Below are 24931 nucleotides of genomic sequence, written 5' to 3' on the forward strand. Positions count from 1 at the left end.
ATCGGCCGCCCGGCGACGTTCCGGCGCTGCCTGCGAAGCGGTCAACCCGCCGGTAATGTTCAGGTCATGAAGCTCACCGTGCTCGGCTGCTCCGGGTCCGTCCCCGGGCCGGACTCGCCCGCGTCGGGCTACCTGGTCACCGCCGACGGGTTCCACCTGGTGCTGGACCTCGGCAGCGGCGCGCTCGGAGCCCTGCAGCGGCACATCGCGGTCCCGCAGATCGGCGCGATCGGCCTGTCCCACCTGCATCCCGACCACTGCATGGACCTGTGCGGCCTGTACGTCGCCGCGAAGTACTCGCCGGCCGCACCGTTCCCGCGCATCCCGGTCTTCGGCCCGTCCGGCACGGCCGCCCGGATGGCGCTTGCCTACGACCTGCCGGACGATCCGGGCATGGAGGAGGAGCTGGATTTCCGCAGCTGGCAGGAGATCCAGCAGATCGGCCCGTTCACGGTCCGGACGGCGCCGATGGTGCACCCGGTCCCGGCGTACGCGATCCGGGTTGAGCACGGCAACAAGTCGCTCACCTACACCGGCGACACCGGCCCGAACGAAGCCCTGGTCGAACTGGCCCGCGGCACCGATCTGCTGCTGTCCGAGGCGGCCCTGCAGGACAACGATCCGCGGAATCCGCCCGACCTGCACCTGACACCGGCCGATGCCGGCGAGCACGCCAAACGCGCCGGCGCCAAGCGACTCGTCATCACCCACGTCCCGCCGTGGTACGACCGGGACGTGCAGACCGATCACGCCCGCCGGACCTATCCCGGCGAGGTGCACACCGCGTTTCCCGGTGCTGTCTACGACATCTGAGGCCTTGTCTTCGCCTGCTCGGCCAGGGAATGCCTCAGGTCAGCGCGACTGGCCTTCGTCGAAGTACTTGACCAGGGCCGGGTCCAGCGGCGGAATGTCGATCGGGGTGCCGTTGGAGCGCAGGGACGTGGTGGCGGCGTAGCCCGCGGCGACCGCCGCCCGCGCGGCGATCGGCGAGGTCAGGGTCTTGCCGCCGTCGCGGACGAAGCGGACGAACTCGGCCACCAGTCGCGGGTCGGCGCCGCCGTGACCACCATCGGCGGCCCCGAGCTCGACCACCTGGTCGGCGTCCGCGCGGTAGCCGGAGCGGCGGCTGTTCCACACCTTGACGACACCGCCGGGCCCGTCGCCGAAGTTCTCCAGCCGGCCGTGGGTGCCGATCACCGTGTAGTTGCGCCAGTAGTCCGGGGTGAAGTGGCACTGCTGGTAGGAGAGGAAAACCCCGTTGTCCAGCTGGAAGTTCGCCATCGAGAGGTCCTCGACATCCAGCACCGGCGCCAGCCCGGTCTGGCTCAGCGGCGGCCAGTTGCTCTCGTCCACGAAGTCCTCGAAGCGCTGCCCGGTCCGGTCCAGCCGGTCCTCGATCCCGCCGTACAGGACCAGGCCGCCGAGCGCGCTGGCGTGCGTGGTGTACCCGCCCGCCAGCCAGTGCATCACGTCGATGTCGTGGGCACCCTTCTGCAGCAGCAGGCTGGTGGTCCGGCGCCGGTCGGCGTGCCAGTCCTTGAAGTAGAAGTCGCCGCCGTGGCCGACGAAGTGCCGGCACCAGATCGCCTTCACCTCGCCGATCGCGCCGGACACGATCAGGTCCCGCATCGTCTGCACGACCGGCATGTGCCGCATGTTGTGCCCGACGTACAGCCGCGCGCCGCTCTCGTACGCCGCCTGCAGCACCCGGTCGCAGCCCTCGGTGGTGATCGCCAGCGGCTTCTCCACGAACACCGCGACGTCGGCCCGGAGGAAGTCGATCGCGGGGTCCTCGTGCAGGTCGTCGGGCGTGGTCAGGAAGACGCCGTCCAGGCCGAGTTCGAGCAGGTCCCGGTGGTCGGCGTACGCCGTCGCGCCCGGGTACGTCGTGAGGGCCGCCTGCCGCTGCTTCTCGGCCGGGTCGCAGACGGCGACGATCTCGGCGCCGTCGCCCGGCGCGTGCGCGTGCTGGGCGAGCTTGCTGCGTGCGCCGAGTCCGACCACACCGAACCGAAGACCAGTCATTCCCAACTCCTGCACGTAGATGATTGCAAGAGCCTATGTCCGGACACTTGCGGTCTTCAACACCCGTTTCATCCCGTGGTGTTGCCGATCACGTCACCTGGCCCTCACCGCGGTCTCGCGCTCGCGCGTCACCATGACGGAACGTGAGCCTCCACTACGTGGCACTCGGTGACTCGACCACTGTTGGCGTCGGGGATCCATTGACCGGCAGCACCACCGACCTGTCCGGTGCCGGAGCGCGTCCAGGAGAGGGGTGGCGGGGCTGGGCCTCGCTGCTCGCCGACTCCCTGGGCAGCTCCCACCGTGTGACGTTCTCCAACCTGGCCATCAGCGGCGCGACCGTACCGAAGGTCGCCGCCGACCAACTGCCGGAGACCGGCGCGGGCCCGATCGACCTGGCCTCGCTGATCGTCGGCCTCAACGACACCCTGCAGGCGGGCTTCGACCCGGGCCGGATCCGCGACGGCCTCTCCCTGTGCGCCGAACAGTTGACCGGCCGGGGGGCACTGCTGCTGACCGTCCGGTTCCACGACCACGGCCAGGTCTTCGGTCTGCCCGGGTGGCTGCGCAGACCCCTGTGGCAGCGGATCGAGCAGGTGAACGCCGTGTACGACGAGCTGTACCTGGAGTACGGCGGGATCCGGCTCGACATGGCCGACTACCCGGAGGTGTACCGGCGCGACTTCTGGAGCGTGGACCGGCTGCACCCGGGGGAGCTGGGGCATCGCCGGCTGGCCCGGGCGTTCGCCGACGAACTGGTCGCGCGCGGCGTCCCGATCGCCGTACCGCCGGACCTGACGTGTGCCGGGCAGACGCCCAGCCGGTGGGCCGACGCGGCCTGGATGGTGCGGGAAGGGGTGCCGTGGCTGGGGCGCCGGGCGAGCGACCTGACGCCCTGGGCCGCCCGGATGGTGATCAGCCGGTTTCGTCCGCCGGCCGATGCGGGAGTCCAGCGGCTGCGGGCATAGGGTCGGCTGCATGGCTCGTATCGATGGACGTACCCCTGATCAGCTCCGGCCGGTGACCCTGACCCGGAAGTGGCTCGACCATGCGGAGGGCTCGGTGCTGGTCGAGTTCGGCCGGACCCGGGTGCTGTGCGCGGCGAGCGTGACCGAGGGCGTGCCGCGCTGGCGCAAGGGGTCCGGCCTGGGCTGGGTCAGCGCGGAGTACGCGATGCTGCCGCGGTCGACCAACACCCGCTCCGACCGCGAGTCGGTGAAGGGCCGGATCGGTGGCCGGACGCACGAGATCTCCCGGCTGATCGGGCGGTCGCTGCGGGCCGTGATCGACTACAAGGCGCTCGGCGAGAACACCATCCTGCTCGACTGCGACGTGCTGCAGGCCGACGGTGGCACCCGGACCGCGGCGATCACCGGCGCGTACGTCGCGCTCGCCGACGCGGTGTCGTTCCTGCGCGACCGCAAGGCGCTGAAGGGTGAGCCGCTGACCGGCTCGGTGTCCGCGGTGTCGGTCGGCATCATCGACGGTACGCCGATGCTCGACCTCTGCTACGAGGAGGACGTGCGGGCCGAGACCGACATGAACCTGGTGCTCACCGGCGACGGCAAGTTCATCGAGGTGCAGGGCACGGCCGAGGGCGCGCCGTTCGACCGCGCTGAGCTGGACAGCCTGCTCGAGCTGGGCACGGCCGGCTGCGTCGAGCTGACGAAGCTGCAGCGGGAGGCGCTGGCATGAGCAAGATCGTGCTCGCCTCGAACAACGCGAAGAAGCTCGAGGAGCTGCGCCGGATCCTGGCCCCGATCGTGCCCGGCATCGAGGTGCTCGGCCTGGCCGACGTCCCGCCGTACGACGAGCCGGCCGAGACCGAGCCGACCTTCGAGGGCAACGCGCTGCTGAAGGCGCGGGCCGCCGTCGCCGCGACCGGGCTGCCCGCGATCGCCGACGACAGCGGGATCTGCGTCGACGCGCTGAACGGCATGCCCGGCGTGCTGTCGGCGCGCTGGTCCGGCCCGGCCAAGGACAACCACGCGAACAACGTGCTGCTGCTCGGCCAGCTGGAGGACGTGCCGGACGAGCGCCGCGGTGCCGCCTTCGTCGCGGCCGTCGCGTTCTGCCGGCCGGACGGCCCGGAGGAGGTTGTGGTGGGCGAGATGCGCGGATCGGTGATCCGGGAACTGCGCGGCACCGGCGGCTTCGGGTACGACGTGCTGTTCGTGCCGGAGGGCGACGACCGGACCACGGCCGAGCTGTCGATGGAGGAGAAGGACGCGATCAGCCACCGCGGCAAGGCGCTGCGGGCGATCGCCCCGCTGGTCGCCCGAGCGTTGGAGGCCTGATGCTGTTCGCCGGAAGTGACAAGGACGGCGTCGCCGCGGGCCGGATCACCGCGGCCTACCGGCGCTGGGCCGAGCCGCGGGTGATCGAGGGCCGGGTGTACCGGACCAACGCGGGCCGGATCGAGATCGACAGCATCCGCCAGGTCAATCCCGACCTGATCGCCGACAACGACGAGATGCTGCAGTTGGCCGACCGGCAGAACGCCAAGGACGTCCGCCGGCGGTTGCGCGGCGACGAGACGCTGCCGACCTGGCTGATCCGCTTCCACCTGGTCGAGGGCCCCGACCCCCGCGAGGAGCTCGCCGCCTCGGCCGAGCTCACCCCCGCGGACGTCGAGGACCTCACCGCCAAGCTCCAGCGGCTGGACGAGTTCGGCCGCCAGAGCCCGTGGACCCTGCAGACCCTCCAGCTGATCCAGGCCAATCCCGGAGTCCGCGCGGCCGACCTGGCTTCCCACGTCGGCCGCGACACCGCAGGCTTCAAGATCGACGTGCGCAAACTGAAGAACCTCGGCCTCACCTACAGCCTGGAAGTCGGCTACGAGCTGAGCCCCCGCGGCACGGCGTACCTGGCGGCTTTGTAGTTGCTCGTTCGCCGGCCGCCGCTCTCGGTCCACCCTGGACCGGGGCGGCGTTCAGCAGGCCCGTTCGTACTCGACCTGGGGGAGCGGACGGCCGTCGCCGAAGTCGCGGGTTCGGGTCGCGCCGGTCTCGGTGAAGCCGGACTTGGTGTAGAAGCGGCGGGACTGCGGGGTGTCCCGTAGCGTCCACAGGTGCACGCGGGTGAACCCGTGCTCCCGTAGTGCCTGCAGCGTGCCGTCCATCAACGCCGCCGCGACGCCGCTGCCCCAGCCGTCCGGATGCCCGTAGAAGCTGAGAATCTCCGCCACGCCTGGTCGGGTCTGCGACTCCGCCACCCACGCCATCGCCAGCCGCCGGCCGTTCGCGAGCCCGAGCAGAACGGTCCCGTCCCGCTCGGCGATCCGCTGGTGCCACCGGGTCAACCGCGACCTGATCCCCGCCGCCGCGAACTCCGTGTCGAACAAGGGCGCGTACGCCGCCGCCCACGACGCCGCGTGGATCTCCCCGACAGCATCCCCATCACCGGCAACCGCCCGCCGCACCTCGATCATGGCGCCACCTTAGAAGTCAGTACCGACAGTCATCCGCCGGCGGCGACTTCCGAGACGCTGCTCGACCTCCGACGACCGGTGCCGAGGGTCAGGAGCAGTGAAGCAGCCGTCAGCACCACGCCGAACCAGACGACGCTGGTGACGCCCGCATGGTCGGCGAACAGTCCGCCGAACAGTGCGCCCAGAGCGATGGACGTGTTGTAGGCCATGGTGTTGAGCGACATCGCGGCCTCGAACGTGTCCGGCGCCGCGGCGAGCGTCAGGTTGACCTGCGAGAGCTGCACCACGCCGAAGGACAGCCCCCAGAGGACCAGCGCGGCGATCGCGCCGGGTCGCCCGTCGCCGATGGTGAGCAGGAGCAGCAGGGACGCCACCAGGCCCAGGCAGCCGGCGACGAAGCTACCTCGCGGACTTCTCCTCACCGTGGAGCCGGCGATGAAGTTGCCGATGGCACCTCCGGCACCGAAGACCATCAGGACCGTGGTCACGAAGACGGCTCCGGCCGCGGTCCTCTCCTCCAGGAACGGACGGATGAAGGTGTAGGCCCCGAAGTGGCCGAGCACGAACAGTACGACGCTGGTCAGCACCAGCCGCAGCGGCAGGTTCGTGACGGGCAGCCGGAAGACCTCCCGGACCGACACCGCGTTCGCCGACGGCAGTGAGGGGATGAGCGCGGCGACAGCGACCAGAACCAGCGCGCTGAGTCCGGCCCAGATGAGAAAGGTGGTGCGCCAGTCCGTCAGGCTTTCGAGCACCGTTCCCAGCGGTATCCCCACCACGGTGGCGATCGAGATGCCGGACATCACCGTCGCCGCCGCTGTGCTCGCGTGCCGTTCCGGGACCAGGCGCACCGCCATGCTGACGCCGATGGCCCAGAAGACACCGCTGGCGAAGCCCATCACCAGGCGGGTTCCGAGCATGACCGGGTAGTTCGGCGCGACCGCGGTCATCAGGTTGCCTAGAGCAAGAATAGCCAGCAGGCCGCACAACAGCACGCGACGGTTGACGCGCCTGGTCCAGGCCACGATGAACGGCACCCCCAGCCCGGCGGAGATGCCCTGCAACGTGACCATGAGTCCGGCCACGCCGACCGAGATGCCCAGCGTCGTACTCAACGGCGTCAGCAGGCCGATGGGCATCAGTTCGGTGGTGAGAAAGACGAACAGACTCGCGGTGATCGCGGCGACGCCGAGCCAGGATTTCAGCGTCGAGACGGGGTGATCGTGAGCGGCAGGCATGATCAGCTCTCTGTGAGGTCGATGCGGCCCTCGCAGTCTCACGCGCAGCGAATCAATGAGTCCAACACATGTTTGTCACTGCATCGATCTGCATCCAAGATGGATCTATGGAACTTCAGCAGCTGCGGTACGTCGTGGCCGTCGCCGAGACGAACAGCTTCACCCGCGCTGCCGAGCGGTGTCTGGTGGTCCAGTCGGCGCTCAGCCATCAGATCGCGCGCCTGGAGCGGGAATTGGGTGCCCGGCTGTTCGAGCGGACAAGTCGCCGGGTGCGGCTGACACCGGCCGGCGCTGCCTTCCTGCCTGCGGCGCGGCAGAGTTTGGAGGCTGCGGAGCGGGCAGCCGCCGAGGTTGCTGCGGCTGTCGGCGAGGTGCGCGGCAGGCTGGCTGTCGGGTTGATTCCCACCGTCGCGGCGGTCGACGTACCGGGTGCCCTGCGCGGGTTCCGTCAGCGCTACCCGGAGGTGCGGATCAGCCTGCGCGCGGGAGCGAGCGAGGAACTCGTCGAGCAGGTCAAGCAGGGAACGACGGACGTGGCGTTCCTCGGACTGCCGACCACGACGCGCCCCGAAGGAGTCGAGGCGCGGGAGCTCGCCCGGGACCGCCTCGTCGCCGTGGTCGCGCCGAACCACCCGCTGGCGGACGAGCCCACGGTCGACCTGCGCAGACTTTCCGCGGAGGTGTTCGTCGATCTACCGCCGAACACGGCCGGGCGCGCACAGTCCGACCAGGCGTTCTCCGCCGCCGGCCTGCGCCGCGACGTGGCCTTCGAAGTGACCACCGCGTACCTCACCGCCCGGCTCGTCGAGGAAGGGCTGGGCATCGCGATGCTGCCCGCGGCGTACGTGACTCAACTCAGCGGGGTGGTCACCATCGAGGTCGTCGACGCGCCGGCCCGCGTCGAGTACGTCGTCTGGAACCGCAGCCGGACGCCGGCGGCCGCCGCGTTTCTGGGGCTGCTCGACGTCCCGCCCGGCGCGGGATGAACTGCCGTGTGCGAAGGGCTCAGGTCCCCGGCTTCTGGAAGAGGTAGTCCTCGGCGCGCATCGAGGCGGTCGGCTTGACGTCCTCGGGGAGGAGTTGGCGCAGGTCGCGTTCGGTCAGGGTCTCCGGGTCGCGCAAGGCCAGGCGGGTGGCCTGGTTGGAGATCGCTTCCTCGAGGATGTTGCGGATGAAGCGGCCGTTGCCGAAGTTGTGTCCCCGCGGAGCGGGCGGGATGACCTGGCGGACCTTGGCCAGTACGCCGTCGGTGTACAGCATGCCCTTCTGCCGGGCTTGCAGCTCGAAGATCGCGACCAGTTGGTCGTTGTCGTACTCGCTGAAGGCCAGCAGCTTCGAGAACCGTGAGGCCAGACCGGTGTTCGACTCCATGAAGCGCTGCATCTCGCGGTGGTACCCGGCGACGATCACCACGCACTGGTCGCGGTGGTCCTCCATCATCTTCAGCAGCGTCGCGACGGCTTCGAGGCCGAAGTCGCCGGGCATGTTCTCCGGGACCAGCGTGTAGGCCTCGTCGACGAACAGCACGCCGCCGAGCGCCTCCCGGAACTTGGCCGCGGTCAACGGTGCGGTGGTGCCGACACTTGGCCCGACGAGGTCGGACCGGTCGACCTCGACCACGTGCCCCTTCTCGAGCACACCCAACTGGTGGTAGATCCGGCCCAGCAACCGGGCGATGGTGGTCTTCGCCGTACCGGGCTTTCCGACGAACACCATGTGCCGCGCGCGATCCTGAGTCGGCAGCCCGAAGTCCTTGCGGCGCTGGTTGGTCCTGATCTCGGCCACCATTCGCCGAACGGCCTCTTTGACCGACTCCAGACCGATCAGTGCATCCAGCTCGGCCAGCGCATCCAGCTCGTAGGACGCCGATCCGTCGTCCGCGCCGGTCGCCGTCGCCGGCTCCGAGCCTGCGGCCTCGTCGGTCGCGGCCTTCGGCTCAGCCGGTACGTCGGCGGGCATGACGGCAGGGCCGGCCTCGCCCGTCGCAACCTCCGTCTTCGGATCGGCCGGCGGGACGTCGGCCGCTTCGGCCAGCGCGGCCTCGATCGCCGCCGCGGCTTGCTCGTCCGCCGGTCCGGTTTCCTGCAGTCGCTCGGCGGTGCCGTCCGCGCGGCCCGACCCCCAGACCAGCTGGACCGGTGCGGCCTGATCCTGCGCGACCCCACCAGCCTCGCCCGGCCCCGAGTTCTCGAGCAGCCGGAAGAACGCTCCCAGGTCCGGCACCTCGGGATCCGGCCAAACCCCCTTCTCCAGCACGCCGGCCAAGTGCACCGACACCCGAGTCGCCGCCGCCGCCCACTCCCGCGCGAGTCCTTCGTTGCCGAGGGCTACCGCCTGACCGAGCCAGGCCGTGTTGCCGGCCAGCCAGACGTGCGGGTCGAAGCCCTTCCTGAGGTCGGCCAGCGCATGTTCGACGTCCCACCCGGCGATCCCGAGAATCTGCCCCACCGCTGCAGGCTGCGTGGCCAGGCCGGCAACCCGGATCAGCCGAGCCAGCAGCTGGGTGAAGTCCGTCCCGTCGTCGTCCGCGATCACCGCCGTCAACTTGGCGTGCGCGTCCCGCAGCGCGTCCAGCGAGTACCGCAAAGCCGATGCGGGCCCAGCCAGCTCCGGAAGCACAGTGCGTTCACGCTCACTCAGTACGGTGGTCCGCCAGAACTGCGCGATCGTCTCGTAGTCGGCCGCGACGTGCATCCGCGTCGCCTCGCGATCCGCGAGTACCCGGTCGAAGCCGGCCACCAGCGCCCGCGCGCGAGCTCTCATCGGCGGAGCGTCGACGAACAGGCTCACCACCTCACGCGACAACTCCAGCGCCTGCCGCCGCCCCTCCTCCGGAAATCCCCGGGCCCCGGACACGACCTGCAGCGGCCAGTCGGTCGGCGCCACCCGTACGACGTACCCGGCGCCGCCGATCCGCACCGCCGGCCGGTAGAACTCCCCGGCCAGCACAGCCCCGAGGTCGGCGTACTCGCCGTGCAGCACCGGAATCCACCCGCTCAGCAGCGGCGCGACCTGATGGGTGAACCACACCGCCGCCGGCGTCCCGTCGACGAAGTCCGGAAACGCTCCCGCCTGCGGCGGCCGTAGCGCCTTCGGATCGTCCCCCCACTCCCGCAGCCGCGCCCGCACCCCGGCCACCCACTCCGCCGGCACCTCCCAGGCCCGATCCGCCGCAAGAACGTCGACCACCCGTGGTCTCCGGGTCTGCTCAGCCACAGAAGTCCTCTCCACCCGTCGCGCACCGGCAGCATCCGCGCCCGCCCACTTTAATCCGTCCGCAGCAAAGTTCGGTCATGCGCCGTCGACCCGCTCGACCGCTGCGGCCGAGCGGGGACGGCGCCGGCGTCAGGCCAGGCGGATGCGGAAGATGGCGGCGCGGGCGTCGTGGCCGTCGACGTTCATCGGGATCGTCCTGGTGCTGAGCAGGTCGAGCTGGACGGTGCCGTCGCCGGGCAGCCAGTTGATCCGGTCGATGCCGTGCGCGAAGGCCTTCCGTTCGGTGTCCTGACCGGTGGCCTTGTCGAAGTCGGGGCGGTTGGTGTCCGCGGTCCAGATCACCAGGTGGCCGCGGCCGTGATGGGCCATCACGCGTTCGCGGTGGGTCTTCTTGTGCAGGTCCCACTCGTCCCGCAGGTTCGGGTTCTGGTTGCCGTTGTAGGCGCCGGCGATGTAGTGGGTGTTGATCAGGACGAACTTCAGTCCCGGGTGTGCCTGGTGCTCGGCAACGATCTCGTTGATCCAGCGCGGCGGCGTCACGCCGGCGATGCCGCCGTGCACGAAGGTCGCTCGGGAGTTGACCACCTTCCACGGCTGCGGTGCCGAGATCGGCACCCGGTACGACGTGTCGTGGTGCAGGAAGGCGTTCTGGTAGAGGTCACCGAAGTACTGCGAGATCATCGCCGGCTCACCCGTGTCGCCCTCCCGGATCTCCTGCCACCCGACGATCGGCCGGTGCCCCGGATCACCGTTGCGCACGGCCCGGATCGCCGCCTCCCGCGCCCCCAGGTCGGCGCGCCCGATATTCGCCGTGATCACCGGCAGCCGCACCCACTCGCTCGCCGCCGAAGCCGACCGCGCCCCACTCACCGACCCGAGCGTGGTCGCCCCCACGAGCGCGCCACCCCCGAGCACCAACGCCTGCCGCCTGCTGATCCTGCCTGCCATCACTACCTCCACGAGAGTCGGACCGAGGCCACCAGGTGCTCACCCGGACCCACCCGAGCACCGCCCCGAGGCCACCGGCCCCTACGACGTACAACCCCGAGCGCCGGTTGCAACCGCGTCTGAAGGGAGCTCGACCAAGAAATCGACTGCGTACTCCAACTCCGCGACGATGCCGTCCCAGCCGGCCGTCGTCGGCGTGCAGGCGAAGGCGGCGGCGCGACGAGGGGGCAATCTCAGCCGCAGCGGGCCACTCTCGATCTCACTGCTTGCCTTGCAGACTTGTGACTCGACGGGTCTCGTGCTCGGCGGTTCGTGTTGTGTGCCAGAGAAGGGATTCGAACCCTCACACCCGAAGGTACCGGCACCTAAAGCCGGCGTGTCTGCCGTTCCACCACTCTGGCCGGGGACCTGCTCCCCGAGGTTCATCTTAGGGAGCAGGTCGCCTCAGCGGCTCTGAAGGGCGTCGATGAAGACGTCCTTCAGGTCGGTCGGGTTGCGGGCCACGTACGCCTGGCCGCCGGTGGCCTGGGCCAGTCGCTTCAGCTCGTCGGCGTCGGCGTCGGGGCCGATGCCGAGCGCGATGATGCGGACCGGGCGGGCCGGGTCCTTCAGACCGTTGAGGATCTGCAGGGTGCGGTCCAGGCTGAGGCTGCCGGGGTCGTCGTTCTTGCCGTCGGTGAAGAGCAGGACGGTGTTGACAGCGCCGGAGTTGTAGCTGCTGCGGACCGCGCGGACGGCGGCGATCGCGGTGTCGTACAGGCCGGTTCCGCCGCCCACCCGGGCGGACTGGGCCTTCAGCTGACCGATCATCCGCTGCCGGTGGCCGGGGGTGAGCTTGCCGATCGGGACCAGTTGCCTGAAGTCGGCGCTGTCCGGGCCGATCTTGGTCGAGAACACCCACAGCCCGAGCTCGGCCGAGTCGGGGAACATCTTCAGGCCGTTGTCGGCGGCCTCGATGGTCAGCTGCATCCGGGTCTTGGCGCTGCCGGCGACCTTCTCCGCCATCGAGCCGGAGACGTCGATGACGGCCAGCGAGTGCGCCGACAGCGACAGCGTCGTCCAGCTCTGCAGGATCTTCTCGACCGCAGCGACGGTCGGTTTGGTGAGCTGAGTGACTTCGCCCTCACCGCGGCCCTCGCCGAGCGGGCTCACCAGGTGGTCGCGGAAGCCTCCCTCGTCGCGGGCCTGGCTGGACGCGTCGGACAGCATCTCCTCGGCCAGCGCCTTGCCGGCCGCGGTGACGGCCTCCGCGTTGTTCCTGGCGGTCACCACCACCGGGTAGTCCAGCACCAGGGTCCCGGTACCGGGCACGACCGCCTTCAGCTGGGCCTCCGGGTGCTCGTCCTGGTGCTTGACGAAGGCCTGCTCCGACACCGGTACGACGACGTTGCTGCCGTCGGCCGACGCCTTGCTGAGCGGGCCGTTCACCTCCGTGTACTGCTTGGCCATCGAGCCGAGCCGCTGCGCGAGCGGCACCAGGACCTGGGCCACCTGCGTGTTCGAGGCCGACGTCTTGGCCCGCTCCGCCTGGATCGCCAGCAGCGACAGCGTGCCGGACGAGGACGACAGCGGGTCGAGCAGCGCCGGCTGGGTCTCGGCGAAGGTGCCGAGCCACGACGAGGTGTTCGCGAAGTTCTCCGACCGGCCCACCAGCACCAGCGGCGAGGTGGCGATCGACGGTACGGCGATGGTCGGCACGGACTCGCCGTCGTCGGCCCGGGAGACCCACAGCGACGAGTCCGGCACCCACAGGTCGGGCCGGCTGTCGCCGCCACTGGCGAGCTCGCGGGCGACCGACGAGGACTGTGCCGCGGTGATGGTGAACTGCAGGCAGGGCGCACCGTCCTTGCCGCCCCGGGCCGACAGCGCCTTGGTCGCCTGCTCCAGCACGGGCTGGAACTCCGGCGTCGTGCTGAGCTTCACCTGGGTCGGCTGGTCGCACGAACCGCCCAGAATGCCGTCGGCGCCGGCTTCCGATCCGAAGGAGCGGACCACGAAAACGGCACCGAGTGCGAGCACCAAGAGACCGACGGCGGTCAGGTACACCGGTCGTCGGCTGTTGTTACTTCGCGTCACCGCAGAGGAATGTTTTCCCATCGCGGCAGGTCCTCCCTCCCAGAGGCAGACTGCGCGCGCAGATTACCCGGTTTGCACTGGTCAGGGCCAAGGTCGCAGCGGGCTGTGACAGCACCGGGACACGGTCGTCACCGGACGATCGACGGCCGCCCAGTACTGCTCGTCCCTGAGGAGGGCCGAAAACTCACTGGGGGTAGCCTTACCGACCCGATCGAGTGAGATCAGAGTGTGATCCAAATCACAGGAATCGCTTGCTCAAACGACCGTTCCATGGACTGCGGCCGTGAAACGGTAAGGGTTTCCCTTCGCGTGATGTCAGGACATGGCGGTCAGAGGCCGAGGTCCCGGCGCAGCTTCGCGACGTGCCCGGTGGCCTTCACGTTGTACAGCGCGACCGCGATCTTGCCCTCCGCGTCGATCACGAACGTCGAGCGGATCACACCGGTCACCTTCTTGCCGTACATCGTCTTCTCCCCGAACGCGCCGTACGTCGTGAGCACGTCCTTGTCCGGGTCGCTCAGCAGCGGGAAGGTGACGCCGTCGCGGTCCCGGAACTTCTGCAGCTTGGCCGGCTTGTCCGGCGAGACGCCGAGCACGGCGTAGCCCGCCGCGGCCAGCGAGTCGAGCGAGTCGCGGAAGTCGCAGGCCTGCTTGGTGCAGCCCGGGGTCATCGCGGCCGGGTAGAAGTACAGGATCACGTTCCGGCCGCGCAGGTCCCGCAGCGACACCTCGTTGCCGTCGGCATCGGGCAGGGTGAACTCCGGGGCGGCGTCGCCGACCGAGAGGCGCTCGGACATGACTGTGTCCTTCCGACAACCGAGTAGGTGATTGCCGGACATTGTGCCGTACGCCGGTCCGCGGTGCGCAAGGGGCTGCTGGGACCGGTGGGACGCGGCGAGGTGACTTGCGCGCGATCCTGGGCGGGAGTGGAGTGGGCGCATGCGGGCGATGACGGTGGTGGCGGGCAAAGCCGGCTCTGCGTGCCTCGGCGAGGTCGCCGAACCGCCCGAGGCGGACGGCTCGGTCCTGGTCGAGGGCCTGCTGGCCGGGATCTGCGGCACGGACCTCGAGCTGGTGGCCGGTGATTTCGGCAGTGGACGGTCGAGCGAGGGGCGGTTGGTGATCGGCCACGAGTCGCTCGGTCGGGTCCTGGACGCGCCTGCCGGCTCGGGCTTCGCCACCGGAGACCTGGTCGCCGGGATCGTCCGCCGGCCCGACCCGGAGCCCTGTCCCGCCTGCGCGCGGGGTGAGTGGGATTTCTGCCGCAACGGCCGCTACACCGAACGCGGCATCAAGGGCCTCGACGGGTACGGCGCCGAGCGGTGGCGGGTCGACCCGTACTTCGCCGTCCCGGTGCCGGCCGAGCTCGGTCGCCTCGGCGTACTGGTGGAGCCGGCCAGCGTGCTCACCAAGGCGTGGGAGCAAGTGGATCGGGTCGGAGCCCGGTCCTGGTACGGGCCGAGGCACGTGCTGGTGACCGGCGCGGGTCCGATCGGTCTGCTCGCCGCCCTGATCGCCGTCCAGCGCGGGTACGACGTCCACGTGCTGGACCGCACGGACGACGGGCCCAAACCGAAGCTGGTCCGCGATCTCGGCGGCACCTTCGTCACCGACCTGGCCGACGTCCAGGTCGCTCCGGACGTCGTGATCGAGGCCACCGGCGCCGGCTCGGTCGTCGTCGGCGCGGCGGCGTTGCTGGCCCCGGCCGGGGTGATGTGCCTGACCGGCATCTCGCCCGGACCGGCCTCGATCGATGTCCGGATGGACGCGCTGACCCGGCAGCTGGTGGTCCGGAACGCGGCGCTGGTCGGGTCGGTCAACGCGGCCAAACGCCACTACGCCGACGCCGTCGAGGTCTTGCGGGCAGCCGATCCGGCCTGGCTGGAACGGCTGATCACCCGGACCGTTCCGCTGACCGGCTGGACCGCCGCGCTGGAGCGACAGCCCGGTGACATCAAGGTGGTCGTCGATCTGCAGGCATGACCTGCGAGGATGTGATCGGACGGGTACCGGGGGTCAGCTGCCCCGGAATGCCCCGGCGGCAGGAACAAGTGAGCCCGGACGAAGTGAAGGGAGCGTCGGACAGGTGTCGGACACGCAGGCTCGGAGCCCCGAGCAGATCGAGGCGGACATCGCCGCCACCCGTGCGCGACTGGCCTCGACCGTGGACGAGCTGGTCGACCGCGCGCACCCCAGGAACGTCGCCAAGCGGCAGGTCGAGCAGGCCAAGGCGCAGGTCTTCGACGAGCGCGGTGAGCTGCGCACGCAGAAGCTGGTCGCGGTCGGCGCGGCCATCGTCGGTGTGGTCGGCGCGCTGGTGATGATCCGCAAGCTGGTGGGCCGCCGGTGACCGCTCGCAAGCGGCTCTCCGACGACAAGCTGCCGATCCGGATGCTGCACGACCGGGTCCTGGTCGCGCTGGAGGCGGAGGGTGAGCGCAAGTCCTCGGCCGGCATTCTGATTCCGGCCACCGCGCAGATGGGCCGCCGGCTGGCCTGGGCCAAGGTGGTCGCGATCGGTGCCAACGTGCGCACGGTCGAGGTCGGTGACCGGGTGCTGTTCGACCCGGAGGACCGCGCCGAGGTCGAGGTGCGCGGCGACGACTACATCCTGCTGCGCGAGCGGGACCTGCACGCGGTCGCCGCCGGACGGCTGGAGGACGGCCAGACCGGCCTCTACCTGTAGTCCTGTACGACGTGACGTGGGCCCCGGCGCGGATCGCGCCGGGGCTCGCCGCGTGAAGTACCTGCTGACCGCTTGCCGCGAACCGCACGGTCGTGCTCTTATGGTCGGGTGACCAAGGGGGCGGAGACCAAGGCGGCGGTGCTGCACGTCGCCGCGGACCAGGCCAGCGTGATCGGTCTCAGCGGTCTGAGCATCGGCCTGCTGGCCGAGCGGACCAATCTCTCCAAGAGCGGACTGTTCTCGCACTTCAAGTCCAAGGAGCAGCTGCAACTCGCGGTCATCGACTGGACCGGAGAGCTGTTCGCCGAGCGGGTGATCCGGCCGGCGTTGAAGGCGCCGCGCGGCGAGGCCCGGCTGCGGGCGCTGTTCGACCGCATGCTGCGCTGGGACAGCGGTGATCTCGCCCTGCCCGGCGGCTGCTTCTTCTACAGTGCGTCCGCCGAGCTGGACGACGCGCCACCCGGTCCGGTCCGGGACCGGTTCCTGCAGGCGTACCGCGACTACGTCGACGCGATCGCGACGGTCTTCCGGACCGGGATCACCGAGGGCCAGTTCCGCCCGGACGTCGACCCGGAGCAGTTCGTGTTCGACCTCCAGGGCGTGCTGATGGCCCATCACCACGCCAGCCGGCTGCTCGGCGACGACCGGGCCGATGCCCGGGCCCGGGCCGCTTTCGACGCGCTGATCGCCGCGGCGCGGATCTGATCGCGGCAACGACCCGAGGGGGAGAGAAGTGGCAGCCAAGAAAAGCACGACCGTTCGGTCGCTGGCGACGGTGTTCCAGCTGGCCGAGAGGGTGGCGCCGCCGCTCGGTGCGCGGTTGCTGCACCGGGTCTGGTTCCAGCTGAGGCCGGTGCCGGTGGAGGTGCGGCGCCCGCGGGTCGAGCTGCCCGCGGGTACGCCGTTCGAGGTGCCGTTCGAGCCCGGCGTGATCCGTGGTCAGGTGTACGGCACCGACGGCCCGCTGGTGTACCTCGTGCACGGGTGGGGCGGCTGGGGACTGCAGCTCGGCGCGTTCGTGCCGCCGCTGGTCGACGCCGGGTTCCGGGTGGTCGCCTACGACGCGCCGAGCCACGGGGAGTCCGGCCCTGGTCGGGAGGGACCGAGCCGGAGCACGCTGCTGGAGCTGGCCGAGGCGTTCCAGGTGGTGGTGGCCGACCGCGGACCGGCGTACGGGGTGGTGGCGCACTCGCTCGGGGCGGCGGCGATCTCGCAGGCGATGAAGCAAGGGGTGGAGCCGGGACGCACGGTGTTCGTCGCCGCGGCGACGGACTTCGTCGTCACGCTGGACGCGTTCCAGGCGGCGTTCGGGTTCGGGCCGCGGGTGCGGGCCGGGTTCCTGCGCCGGTTCACCCGGCGGTTCGGGCCGATGGACGCCTTCGAGGTGACGTCGGTGGTGGCCGGCCTGGCCGCCCGGCGGGAGCTGCCGCCGCTGCTGGCCGTGCACGACCGCGACGACCGGGAGACCGACGCCGACGGCACACTGCGGCTGGGCAAGGTCTGGCCGGGCGCGAGCGTCGAGCTGACCGAGGGCCTCGGGCACCGCCGAATCCTGCGCGATCCGGGCGTGGTCGAGCTGGTCGTGAACTTCTTCACCGCCTCGCCGGCCTGACAGTCTCCGGTCTGCCGCTGCGAGCAGACCCGGCGCAACGCGCGGCTCAGGCGCCGATGCTGTCCGCCGGTCGGGCGGCCGGAAGCGCCGCGCCGAGCGGGCAGGAGAGAATGCGGGAGTGACGGACCTCTTCTCCAGCTCCACTTCCAGCCGGCTGCCGGACTTCCCGTGGGACAAGCTCGCCCCCTTCAAGCAGAAGGCGGCCGCGCACCCGGACGGCATCGTCGACCTCTCGATCGGCAGCCCGGTCGACCCGGTGCCGGAACTGGTGAAGCAGGCCCTGGCGGACGCGGCCGACGCACCGGCGTACCCGACGACGATCGGTACGTCGACGGCGCGCCAGGCCGTGGTCGACTGGCTGGCCCGCCGTCTCCAGGTGCCGGGTGTGGATCCGCAGGCCGGGGTGCTGCCGGTGATCGGCACCAAGGAACTGATCATGCTGCTACCGACGCTGCTCGGTGTCGGCGCAGGTGACACCGTGCTGATTCCCGACCTGGCCTATCCGACCTACGAGGCCGGCGCGGCGCTGGCCCGGGCGACGAGCGTGCCGGTCCCCGACGTCACCCGGTACGACGGCCGGGTGCGCGTCGCGTACCTCAACTCGCCGCGCAACCCGTCGGGGCAGATCACCCCGGCCGAGGAGCTCCGGGCCGCGGTGGAGTGGGCCCGGGCGAACGGCGTCCTGCTGGTGAGCGACGAGTGCTACGTCGAGTTCGGCTGGGACGAGCAGCCGGCCTCCGTCCTGCACCCGGACGTGTGCGGCGGGTCCTTCGACAACCTGCTGGCTGTGCACTCGCTGTCGAAGCGGTCGAACCTGGCCGGCTACCGCGCGGGCTTCGTCGCCGGGGACGAGCGGGTGGTCGCCGAGCTGCTCGCGGTCCGCAAGCACGCCGGCCTGATGGTGCCGTCCCCGATCCAGGCGGCGATGGCGGCGGCGTTCGCGGACGATGCACACGTGGAGCAGCAGCGGCAGCGCTACATCCGTCGCCGCTCGGTCCTGCGCGAGGCCTTGACCGGCGCCGGCTGGCAGATCACCCTGTCGCAGGGCGGCCTCTACCTGTGGGCCGAGCACCCGGCGTACGACGCGTACGGGTCGGTGGCGGCGCTGGCTGACCGGGGCATCCTGGTCGCGCCGGGGGCGTTCTACGGGGCGGCGGGGGAGCGGCACGTGCGGGTTGCGCTGACCGGCACCGACGAGCGGGTCGACGCCGCAGCGAAAAGATTGCACGAATAAGCGAACCTCGGAGTCTTGTGTGACGTCTTCCCCTCTGAGTGCCTCTTAAGGGGTGGTGGGGTCCGCGCGGATCCGCCAGGAGGGGAGAGGACCACACATGGCTCGACGAAGCCTGTCCATAGTTGCGGCATCCACACTGCTGGTTGCGCTACTGCCAACAGCAGCGGTGGCTGCCGGCCCAACTGCGCCGACCAGTTCGCCGGAGGTCTCGGCGAGCCAGGACCAGACGCCGGCGCCGTCGGCGAGCGAAACGAGTACGCCACCGCCGAGCGAAACCAGCACGCCGCCGGCGGAGACATCTCCGCCGCCTGAGACCTCCACTCCGCCCACCACCACACCCACGCCGAGCTCCTCGACGCCGCCACAGGTGGCCGCCGCGGCGCTCGGGATCTCGCTGGCGCAGCCGGTGACGGTCTGGGAGGACCGGGCGCTGACGTTCAGCGGAAGGCTGAGCAACGGGGCCCAGAAGTGGTACATCTCGTTGTGGCAGGCGTTGCCGGGTGGCTGGGTGCTGCGCGGCGCGACCCAGTCCACGACCGGTGGTGCGTACCGGATCACCTACACGCCGACGACCGCGATCCGCACCACGTTCCGGACCGTGATCGGCCCGAAGTTCTACGGCGCCCCGGCGATGTCGCCGGCCGTGATCGGCACCGCGCTGGACCGCAAGATCGTCGTCACCAAGCCGGCCGCGTCGTACGTCACGCTGACCGGTGTCGCGGTCACCGGCTCGCTGGTGCCCGCCGAGCCCGGCCGCGAGGTGGTGCTCCAGGACCGCCTCGGCAACGGCGCCTGGCGCTGGCTGACCAGTGTCAAGGCCGACGCCGCCGGCAGGTTCCGGCTCCGGATGCCGGACAACTTCCCGTCCAGCCGGACGGTCCGCGTGGTCAGTCGCGGGGTGCCGGCCGCCGCGGTCGAGGTCTCGCCGACGGCCTGGATCGTGATCAAGGCCGGACTCAACCCCAAGGTGTACGCCGTCGCCGCCAGCATGGTGCCGAAGACCTACCGGGCCGGCTGCCCGGTCGGCCCGGGCTCGCTGCGGCTGCTGACGATGAACTACTGGGGCTTCGACGGCCTGGTGCACAAGGGCGAGCTGATCGTGCGCGACGCCGCGGTGCAGAAGATGATCAAGGTCTGGACCGCGACCTTCAACGCCAAGTTCCCGATCCGCCGGATGCAGCGCGTCGACGTCTTCGGGGGCAGCGACATCCGCGCGATGGCGGCCGACAACACCTCGGTCTTCAACTGCCGCCAGGTCACCGGCAATCCGTACGCCCTGTCGCCGCACTCCTACGGCCACGCGATCGACATCAACACCGTGGAGAACCCGTACCTCGCGGCCAACAACGTCTGGTACCCGTCGAACGGCCTGTCGTACCGCAACCGTTCCTGGGTCCGCCCGGGCATGCTTTTCACCAACAGCACGGCCACCAGGTCGCTGGTGGGCCAGGGCTACTTCTGGGGTGCCGGGTGGAGCAAGCCCGACTACCAGCACTTCCAGCCGAGATGAGGTCCGTACTGGCGGCAGCAGCCGCCGTCGCCGGAGCAGGGCTGCTGATCGGCTGCAGCCCGGCCTCCGGCGACAACACCGCGGCCTCACCACCGCCGACGACACCGATCCCGGTCACTGTCGGCGGCACGGTCCCGGTCCCCACGGTCACGCTCAACACGGCGAAGCCGACCGACGCAGCGCAGCCCCCGACGGACGCGGAGCAGGCCACCGCTCCGCCGCCCGCGACGGCGGGTCCGGTGTCGGGCGAGAACCTGCCCACAGCCGACAAGCTGGGCGGCTGGAAGACGTACGTCGATCCAGGTGGTGCCGAGGAGGGCTTTCTCGGCAACAAGACCTGGACCCGGCAGCGGTCAGCGCACCAGGCGGCGTACGAGGCTCTGCCGGTCGGCTGCGCCGGTCAGCTCCCGAAGGACCCGCTGCCGGTGCCCCGCCACGCTCTGCAGGCGTCGTACCGGACGGGCGCCGACAAGCCCGCCACCGCGCTCCTGCTGCGCTTCGCCGACGCGGCGAAGGCGACCGCCTACTTCAGCGGCTACCAGTCCCGGATGGCGGCGTGCGGGAATCCGCCGGACGCCCAGCTCGCCGTGCAACAGCTCTGGTCGGAGCCCACAGCCGCAGCGTCCGTACGCCGGTACGCCGGGGCCGAGTCCTTCGTCGAGACCTCGGTGGTGCAAGGCGCGACGGTGGCACTGCTGGCCGCCGACTCCGACCCGTCGGCCGGCGCCGACTGGGCGCGCAGCGTCGTTCCCGCGCTGAAAGCCGTGATCGATTCGGCCTAGAACCTGCACTACCTTTCAGTAATCCGTCGCTCTAAACTCCAGCCATGGGTGACTTCGAGCGCTACGGGCGGCTGACGGCCGAGCTGGATCCGCCGTTTGCGGTGGTCGACCTGGCCGCGTTCCGCCGGAACGCCGACGACCTGGTCCGGCGCGCCGCCGGTACGCCGGTCCGGGTGGCGTCGAAGTCGGTGCGCAACCGGGCGCTGATCGCCGAGGCGCTGGCGCGGCCCGGCTTCCACGGCGTGATGAGCTACGCGTTGCCGGAGGCGCTCTGGCTGGCCCGCAACGGAGTCGACGACCTCCTGATGGGCTACCCGACCGTGCATCGCGCGGCGCTGCGCGAGCTGGCGCAGGACGCGGAGGCGGCCGCGCGGATCACGCTGATGGTCGACGACATCGAGCACCTGGCGTTCGTCAAGCAGGTCACCGGCGGCGGCGAACGGTTGCGGATCTGCCTCGACGTCGACGCTTCGCTCCGAGTCCTCGGCCAGCACCTCGGCGTCCGGCGATCGCCGCTGCGCACGCCGGAGCAGGTCGTCGCGCTGGCCCGCCAGGTGGTCGCGGACGAAGCCTTCGAACTCGTCGGCGTGATGTTCTACGAGGCGCAGATCGCCGGACTGCCGGACACCTCACCCGCGGTCCGCTGGGTGAAGCGCCGCTCGGCCGCGGAACTGTCCGACCGCCGTGGCGCGGTCGTCGACGCGCTCAAGCAGCTGGCTCCGCTCCGGCTGGTCAACAGCGGTGGTACCGGCAGCATCGAGATCAGCAGCGCGGACCCTGTCGTCACCGAGGTCACGGCCGGATCGGGGCTCTTCGGGCCGACGCTGTTCGACCGGTACGACGTGTTCCAGCCCGAGCCCGCGGTCGCCTACGCGCTCGGTGTGGTGCGCCGGCCGACGCCGCGGATCGCGACCCTCTTCGGCGGCGGGTACGTCGCGTCCGGCCCGGCCAAGAAGTCGCGGCTGCCCGTCCCGGCCTGGCCGCTCGGCCTGAGGCTGCTCGGGACCGAGGGCGCCGGTGAGGTGCAGACGCCGGTCGAGGGCGAGCACGCGCGCGGCCTGAAGATCGGCGACCGGGTCTGGATGCGGTACGCCAAGGCGGGCGAGATGCTGGAGCGGTTCGACCGGCTGTACGCGATCGACGGCGCCGAGCTGACCGAGCTGGTCAGCTACCGGGGCGAGGGCAAGAACTTCGGATAACGAGCCGGCACCGGCGGAGGAGACGAGCTGCTGATGAGCACCTGGCGGAACTGGGCGGGCACCGAGTCGGCGACCGGCGTCGAGGTGCTGCGTCCGTCGTCCACGGACGAGGTGGCGGCGGTGGTGAAGGCCGCCGCCGAGCAGGGCAAGAAGCTCAAGGCGGTCGGCTCCGGCCACTCCTTCACCGGCTGCTCGGTGCCGGAGCAGGTGATGGTCCGGCTCGACGGTCTGTCCTCGATCCGGTCCGCGGACAAGAACTCGGGCCTGGTCACCGTCGGCGCGGGCACCGGCCTGGCCAAGCTGAACGCCGGCCTGGCCTCCTTCGACCTGGCGATGGCCAACCTCGGCGACATCGACAAGCAGACGATCTCCGGCGCGATCTCCACCGGCACCCACGGCACCGGCGCCCGGCTCGGTGGCCTGGCCACCCAGGTGGTGGGCCTCGAGCTGGTCACCGCCGACGGCTCGGTGCTGACCTGCTCGGCCGACGAGAACCCGGACGTGTTCGCCGCCGCCCGGATCTCGGTCGGCGCGCTCGGCGTGATCACCTCGCTCACCCTGCAGTGCGTGCCGGCGTTCCTGCTGCGGGCCCAGGAGATGCCGCTGCCGCTGGGCGAGGTGCTGGCCGGATTCGATCAGCTTGCCGACAGCAACGACCATTTCGAGTTCTACTGGTTTCCGCACACCGATCTCGCGCTGACCAAGCGGAACAACCGGGTCAAGGCCGGCGTCGGCGCCTCGCCGGTCAGCCGGATCCGCGGCTGGGTGGACGACGAGCTGCTGTCCAACAAGGTGTTCGAGCTGACCAACCGGCTCGCCGTCCGCCGGCCGAACCTGGTGCCGAAGATCAACCAGGTGGCCTCCCGGGCGTTGTCCGCGCGCGAGTACGTCGACGCGTCGTACAAGGTGTTCTGCTCCGAGCGCAACGTGGTCTTCCGCGAGTCCGAGTACGCCGTACCGCGGCAGCACCTGGTCGAGGTGCTGGGCGAGCTGCGGAGCTGGATCGACCGGTCCGGCGAGCGGTTCCCGTTCCCGATCGAGGTCCGGGTGGCGGCCGCCGACGACGTCTGGCTGTCGACGGCGCAGGGCCGGGCGACGGCGTACCTCGCGATCCACCAGTACCACCGGCTCGACCACGGCCGGTACTTCGCCGCCTTCGAGCAGATCGCCGCCCGGTACGGCGGCCGGCCGCACTGGGGCAAGCTGCACACGCTCGGCGCCGAGCGGCTCGCGCAGCTCTACCCGCACTTCGGTGACTTCCTGGCGGTGCGCGACCGGCTCGACCCGGGGCGTGCGTTCGCGAATCCCTACACCCGTCAGGTTTTCGGCGACTGACTGACCGGCGCGCCAGTAGTCTGCGGAGATGACTGCACTGGAACCTGTGGCCGAGGACTGGCAGAAGGCGCTGGCGGTCGTCGCGCACCCCGACGACCTGGAGTTCGGTGGGGCGGCCGCGATCGCCCGCTGGACCGGCCAGGGCAAGGAGATCGTCTACGTCCTGCTCACCTCCGGCGAGGCGGGCATCGACGGCGTCGCGCCGGCCGAGTCCGGCCCGTTGCGCGAGGCCGAGCAGATCGAGTCCGCCCGGATCGTCGGCGTCGACCAGGTCGAGTTCCTCGGCCAGCCCGACGGCACGATCGAGTACGGCGTCGCGCTGCGCCGGTTGATCACCGCCGCGATCCGCCGGCATCGGCCGGAGATCGTGATCACGAACAACTTCCGGGAGACCTGGGACGGCGACGTGACGCTCAACCAGGCCGACCACATCGCTACCGGCCGGGCCACCCTGGACGCGGCCCGGGACGCCGCGAACCGGTGGATCTTTCCCGACGCCGGCGAGCGCTGGGACGGCGTACGGCAGGTCTGGGCGGGCGGGTCGCCGCAGAGCCGGCACGGCGTCGACACCACCGACACCTTCGAGCTCGGCGTCGACTCGCTGCGCGCCCACCGCGCCTACATCGAGGGCCTGAACTGGCCGCACTTCGACCCCGCCGAGTTCCTCGAAGGCATCTCCCGCCAGGCCGGCACCGCCCTCGGCACCCAGTTCGCGACGTCGTTCGAGGTCTTCACGGTCTGACCGGTGGGTCCGGCTCAGTGGACGTGCGTCATCACGTTGACGACGGTGCCGTTCGGGTCCTCGACGAAGAAGCGGCGTACGCCCCAGGCCTCGGTGGTGAGCGGGTGGACGATCCGGAATCCGTGCTCGACCAGGCGGTGGTGGATCGCGTCGACGTCGGCGACCTCGATCGTGGCCGACGGGCGTACCGGCGCTGTCCGGTCCTGCCGGATGAGGATCAGCTGCACGTGCTCGTCGGTCGGGGAGACGAAGGTCAGCACCCAGTCCAGGTCCATCGCGAGGTCGAGCGACAGGTGCTGCGCGTAGAAGTCGATCGAGCGTTCGCGGTCGGCCAGCGGCAGGTCGGGCACGATCCGGCGGACGGCTGCGGGATCGGTGGTCGCGGGCGTGGAGCTGGGTGCGGTGATGCCGCTGAGGCGGCGGCGGACCTCGTCGTCGGAGAGTTGCTCGGTGACGTGGCTGATGATCCACAGGTGCCCGAACGGATCGCGCACGCGACCTTCGCAGCGTCCGTAGGGCCGATCCTCGATCGGCACCGTGACGACCGCGCCGTGCGCCACCATCCGGGCGCCGAGCGCGGGTGCGTCGTCCACTGTGAGCGTGACGAGCGTGGGGGACCCGCCCAGCGACGCCGGGGCGAGCAGACCCCACTGCGGTACCTCGGCGGTCAGGGAGAACGCGGCGCCGCCGACGGTGAGCTCGGCGTGCGTGACCGAGCCGTCGTCCAGCTCGAACCGCGACGCGAGATCGGCTTCCAGCGCTGCGCGGTAGAAGGCGATGGCCGCGTCGGGGTCCGGGACCACGAGCCGAGGGATGATTGTCGGTGGCGTCATCCGCCCACTGTGGCAGCGCTCGACGCCGGCGTCTTGACGATTTGCCGGGTTCTGCAGCCCGGCCGG

General features: G+C 70.7%; 25 protein-coding genes and 1 tRNA gene. 17 read left to right on the top strand and 9 right to left on the bottom strand.

Going from position 1 to position 24931, the window contains the following annotated elements:
- Nucleotides 1–66: 66 nt before the first annotated feature.
- Nucleotides 67–813, top strand: coding sequence for an MBL fold metallo-hydrolase (locus KFLA_RS09105; protein ID WP_012919494.1), 747 nt, complete (start codon nucleotides 67–69; stop codon nucleotides 811–813).
- A 39-nt stretch (nucleotides 814–852) separates the two neighbouring features.
- Here KFLA_RS09105 and KFLA_RS09110 read toward each other — a convergent pair whose 3' ends face one another.
- Nucleotides 853–2025, bottom strand: a complete 1173-nt coding sequence (locus KFLA_RS09110; RefSeq protein ID WP_012919495.1) for a Gfo/Idh/MocA family protein — start codon at nucleotides 2023–2025, stop codon at nucleotides 853–855.
- 143 nt (nucleotides 2026–2168) lie between these two features.
- Between KFLA_RS09110 and KFLA_RS09115 the strand changes: the two genes are divergently transcribed.
- Genes KFLA_RS09115 through KFLA_RS09130 form a run of 4 tightly spaced genes read left to right on the top strand, consistent with a single transcriptional unit; the run spans nucleotide 2169 to nucleotide 4906 of the window.
- Nucleotides 2169–2993 carry an SGNH/GDSL hydrolase family protein gene (locus tag KFLA_RS09115; RefSeq protein WP_148256585.1) on the top strand — a complete coding sequence of 275 codons (825 nt, stop codon included), beginning with the start codon at nucleotides 2169–2171 and terminating at the stop codon, nucleotides 2991–2993.
- A 10-nt stretch (nucleotides 2994–3003) separates the two neighbouring features.
- The gene (rph, locus tag KFLA_RS09120) at nucleotides 3004–3720 is read left to right on the top strand and encodes a ribonuclease PH (RefSeq protein WP_012919497.1); all 717 of its coding nucleotides are present in this window, start codon (nucleotides 3004–3006) and stop codon (nucleotides 3718–3720) included.
- Nucleotides 3717–4322 carry an RdgB/HAM1 family non-canonical purine NTP pyrophosphatase gene (gene rdgB / locus KFLA_RS09125; protein WP_012919498.1) on the top strand — a complete coding sequence of 202 codons (606 nt, stop codon included), beginning with the start codon at nucleotides 3717–3719 and terminating at the stop codon, nucleotides 4320–4322. Before rph ends, rdgB begins: the two co-directional genes overlap by 4 nt.
- Nucleotides 4322–4906 (top strand): hypothetical protein, encoded by a 585-nt coding sequence (locus KFLA_RS09130; RefSeq protein WP_012919499.1) that lies wholly within the window; start codon nucleotides 4322–4324, stop codon nucleotides 4904–4906. The genes rdgB and KFLA_RS09130 overlap by 1 nt, the downstream gene beginning before the upstream one ends.
- A gap of 51 nt (nucleotides 4907–4957) precedes the next feature.
- On the opposite strand, the gene KFLA_RS09135 is transcribed toward KFLA_RS09130, so the two are convergent.
- Together KFLA_RS09135 and KFLA_RS09140 are read right to left on the bottom strand one after the other, a co-directional pair.
- Complete coding sequence (locus KFLA_RS09135; protein ID WP_012919500.1) at nucleotides 4958–5455, bottom strand: GNAT family N-acetyltransferase; 498 nt, start codon at nucleotides 5453–5455, stop codon at nucleotides 4958–4960.
- Nucleotides 5456–5484: 29 nt separating this feature from the next.
- The gene (locus KFLA_RS09140) at nucleotides 5485–6693 is read right to left on the bottom strand and encodes an MFS transporter (protein ID WP_012919501.1); all 1209 of its coding nucleotides are present in this window, start codon (nucleotides 6691–6693) and stop codon (nucleotides 5485–5487) included.
- Between the two features lie 107 nt (nucleotides 6694–6800).
- Here KFLA_RS09140 and KFLA_RS09145 point away from each other — a divergent pair, with 107 nt between their 5' ends.
- On the top strand, nucleotides 6801–7679 hold the full coding sequence (locus KFLA_RS09145; RefSeq protein WP_041289220.1) for a LysR family transcriptional regulator: 879 nt from the start codon (nucleotides 6801–6803) through the stop codon (nucleotides 7677–7679).
- A 19-nt stretch (nucleotides 7680–7698) separates the two neighbouring features.
- On the opposite strand, the gene KFLA_RS09150 is transcribed toward KFLA_RS09145, so the two are convergent.
- From KFLA_RS09150 to bcp, 5 genes are all read right to left on the bottom strand, one after another.
- Nucleotides 7699–9909 carry an AAA family ATPase gene (locus KFLA_RS09150; protein WP_237706760.1) on the bottom strand — a complete coding sequence of 737 codons (2211 nt, stop codon included), beginning with the start codon at nucleotides 9907–9909 and terminating at the stop codon, nucleotides 7699–7701.
- Nucleotides 9910–10038: 129 nt separating this feature from the next.
- On the bottom strand, nucleotides 10039–10857 hold the full coding sequence (locus tag KFLA_RS09155) for a hypothetical protein (protein ID WP_012919504.1): 819 nt from the start codon (nucleotides 10855–10857) through the stop codon (nucleotides 10039–10041).
- 320 nt (nucleotides 10858–11177) lie between these two features.
- Nucleotides 11178–11258 (bottom strand) — tRNA-Leu (locus tag KFLA_RS09160).
- Between the two features lie 43 nt (nucleotides 11259–11301).
- The gene (locus KFLA_RS09165) at nucleotides 11302–12933 is read right to left on the bottom strand and encodes a substrate-binding domain-containing protein (RefSeq protein ID WP_237706761.1); all 1632 of its coding nucleotides are present in this window, start codon (nucleotides 12931–12933) and stop codon (nucleotides 11302–11304) included.
- 329 nt (nucleotides 12934–13262) lie between these two features.
- Nucleotides 13263–13730 carry a thioredoxin-dependent thiol peroxidase gene (bcp, locus tag KFLA_RS09170; protein ID WP_012919506.1) on the bottom strand — a complete coding sequence of 156 codons (468 nt, stop codon included), beginning with the start codon at nucleotides 13728–13730 and terminating at the stop codon, nucleotides 13263–13265.
- A gap of 142 nt (nucleotides 13731–13872) precedes the next feature.
- Here bcp and KFLA_RS09175 point away from each other — a divergent pair, with 142 nt between their 5' ends.
- The 11 genes from KFLA_RS09175 (at nucleotide 13873) to KFLA_RS09225 (ending at nucleotide 24032) form a co-directional block, all read left to right on the top strand.
- Nucleotides 13873–14916, top strand: coding sequence for a glucose 1-dehydrogenase (locus KFLA_RS09175; RefSeq protein ID WP_012919507.1), 1044 nt, complete (start codon nucleotides 13873–13875; stop codon nucleotides 14914–14916).
- A 103-nt stretch (nucleotides 14917–15019) separates the two neighbouring features.
- Nucleotides 15020–15283, top strand: coding sequence for a DUF3618 domain-containing protein (locus tag KFLA_RS09180; RefSeq protein WP_012919508.1), 264 nt, complete (start codon nucleotides 15020–15022; stop codon nucleotides 15281–15283).
- Nucleotides 15280–15618, top strand: coding sequence for a GroES family chaperonin (locus KFLA_RS09185; RefSeq protein ID WP_012919509.1), 339 nt, complete (start codon nucleotides 15280–15282; stop codon nucleotides 15616–15618). The genes KFLA_RS09180 and KFLA_RS09185 overlap by 4 nt, the downstream gene beginning before the upstream one ends.
- Before the next feature lie 108 nt (nucleotides 15619–15726).
- Complete coding sequence (locus KFLA_RS09190; RefSeq protein WP_012919510.1) at nucleotides 15727–16323, top strand: TetR/AcrR family transcriptional regulator; 597 nt, start codon at nucleotides 15727–15729, stop codon at nucleotides 16321–16323.
- A gap of 28 nt (nucleotides 16324–16351) precedes the next feature.
- Nucleotides 16352–17230 carry an alpha/beta fold hydrolase gene (locus KFLA_RS09195; protein WP_012919511.1) on the top strand — a complete coding sequence of 293 codons (879 nt, stop codon included), beginning with the start codon at nucleotides 16352–16354 and terminating at the stop codon, nucleotides 17228–17230.
- A gap of 118 nt (nucleotides 17231–17348) precedes the next feature.
- Entirely contained in the window at nucleotides 17349–18464 is a 1116-nt protein-coding gene (dapC, locus tag KFLA_RS09200; protein ID WP_012919512.1) for a succinyldiaminopimelate transaminase, read from the top strand.
- Nucleotides 18465–18561: 97 nt separating this feature from the next.
- The gene (locus KFLA_RS09205; RefSeq protein ID WP_148256586.1) at nucleotides 18562–19974 is read left to right on the top strand and encodes a M15 family metallopeptidase; all 1413 of its coding nucleotides are present in this window, start codon (nucleotides 18562–18564) and stop codon (nucleotides 19972–19974) included.
- A complete protein-coding gene (locus tag KFLA_RS09210; protein WP_012919514.1) occupies nucleotides 19971–20756 on the top strand; it encodes a hypothetical protein in 786 nt (261 codons plus the stop codon). The genes KFLA_RS09205 and KFLA_RS09210 overlap by 4 nt, the downstream gene beginning before the upstream one ends.
- Before the next feature lie 44 nt (nucleotides 20757–20800).
- Nucleotides 20801–21955 (top strand): amino acid deaminase/aldolase, encoded by a 1155-nt coding sequence (locus KFLA_RS09215; protein WP_012919515.1) that lies wholly within the window; start codon nucleotides 20801–20803, stop codon nucleotides 21953–21955.
- A 33-nt stretch (nucleotides 21956–21988) separates the two neighbouring features.
- A complete protein-coding gene (locus tag KFLA_RS09220; protein ID WP_012919516.1) occupies nucleotides 21989–23290 on the top strand; it encodes a D-arabinono-1,4-lactone oxidase in 1302 nt (433 codons plus the stop codon).
- Between the two features lie 28 nt (nucleotides 23291–23318).
- Entirely contained in the window at nucleotides 23319–24032 is a 714-nt protein-coding gene (locus tag KFLA_RS09225; RefSeq protein WP_012919517.1) for a PIG-L deacetylase family protein, read from the top strand.
- A gap of 14 nt (nucleotides 24033–24046) precedes the next feature.
- Here KFLA_RS09225 and KFLA_RS37050 read toward each other — a convergent pair whose 3' ends face one another.
- On the bottom strand, nucleotides 24047–24865 hold the full coding sequence (locus KFLA_RS37050) for a VOC family protein (protein ID WP_012919518.1): 819 nt from the start codon (nucleotides 24863–24865) through the stop codon (nucleotides 24047–24049).
- Nucleotides 24866–24931: the final 66 nt, after the last annotated feature.

Origin of the sequence: Kribbella flavida DSM 17836 (assembly GCF_000024345.1) — a bacterium.
In the GTDB taxonomy this organism is placed as follows: Bacteria; Actinomycetota; Actinomycetes; order Propionibacteriales; family Kribbellaceae; genus Kribbella; species Kribbella flavida.

Coding starts and splice junctions, on each gene's coding strand:
- rdgB (WP_012919498.1), top strand. CDS start 3,717: ATGAGCAAGATCGTGCTCGCCTCGAACAACGCGAAGAAGCTCGAGGAG.
- rph (WP_012919497.1), top strand. CDS start 3,004: ATGGCTCGTATCGATGGACGTACCCCTGATCAGCTCCGGCCGGTGACC.
- KFLA_RS09135 (WP_012919500.1), bottom strand. CDS start 5,455: ATGATCGAGGTGCGGCGGGCGGTTGCCGGTGATGGGGATGCTGTCGGG.
- KFLA_RS09105 (WP_012919494.1), top strand. CDS start 67: ATGAAGCTCACCGTGCTCGGCTGCTCCGGGTCCGTCCCCGGGCCGGAC.
- KFLA_RS09220 (WP_012919516.1), top strand. CDS start 21,989: ATGAGCACCTGGCGGAACTGGGCGGGCACCGAGTCGGCGACCGGCGTC.
- KFLA_RS09215 (WP_012919515.1), top strand. CDS start 20,801: ATGGGTGACTTCGAGCGCTACGGGCGGCTGACGGCCGAGCTGGATCCG.
- bcp (WP_012919506.1), bottom strand. CDS start 13,730: ATGTCCGAGCGCCTCTCGGTCGGCGACGCCGCCCCGGAGTTCACCCTG.
- KFLA_RS09225 (WP_012919517.1), top strand. CDS start 23,319: ATGACTGCACTGGAACCTGTGGCCGAGGACTGGCAGAAGGCGCTGGCG.
- KFLA_RS09130 (WP_012919499.1), top strand. CDS start 4,322: ATGCTGTTCGCCGGAAGTGACAAGGACGGCGTCGCCGCGGGCCGGATC.
- KFLA_RS09210 (WP_012919514.1), top strand. CDS start 19,971: ATGAGGTCCGTACTGGCGGCAGCAGCCGCCGTCGCCGGAGCAGGGCTG.
- KFLA_RS09145 (WP_041289220.1), top strand. CDS start 6,801: ATGGAACTTCAGCAGCTGCGGTACGTCGTGGCCGTCGCCGAGACGAAC.
- KFLA_RS09140 (WP_012919501.1), bottom strand. CDS start 6,693: ATGCCTGCCGCTCACGATCACCCCGTCTCGACGCTGAAATCCTGGCTC.
- KFLA_RS37050 (WP_012919518.1), bottom strand. CDS start 24,865: ATGACGCCACCGACAATCATCCCTCGGCTCGTGGTCCCGGACCCCGAC.
- KFLA_RS09110 (WP_012919495.1), bottom strand. CDS start 2,025: ATGACTGGTCTTCGGTTCGGTGTGGTCGGACTCGGCGCACGCAGCAAG.
- KFLA_RS09205 (WP_148256586.1), top strand. CDS start 18,562: ATGGCTCGACGAAGCCTGTCCATAGTTGCGGCATCCACACTGCTGGTT.
- KFLA_RS09155 (WP_012919504.1), bottom strand. CDS start 10,857: ATGGCAGGCAGGATCAGCAGGCGGCAGGCGTTGGTGCTCGGGGGTGGC.
- KFLA_RS09175 (WP_012919507.1), top strand. CDS start 13,873: ATGCGGGCGATGACGGTGGTGGCGGGCAAAGCCGGCTCTGCGTGCCTC.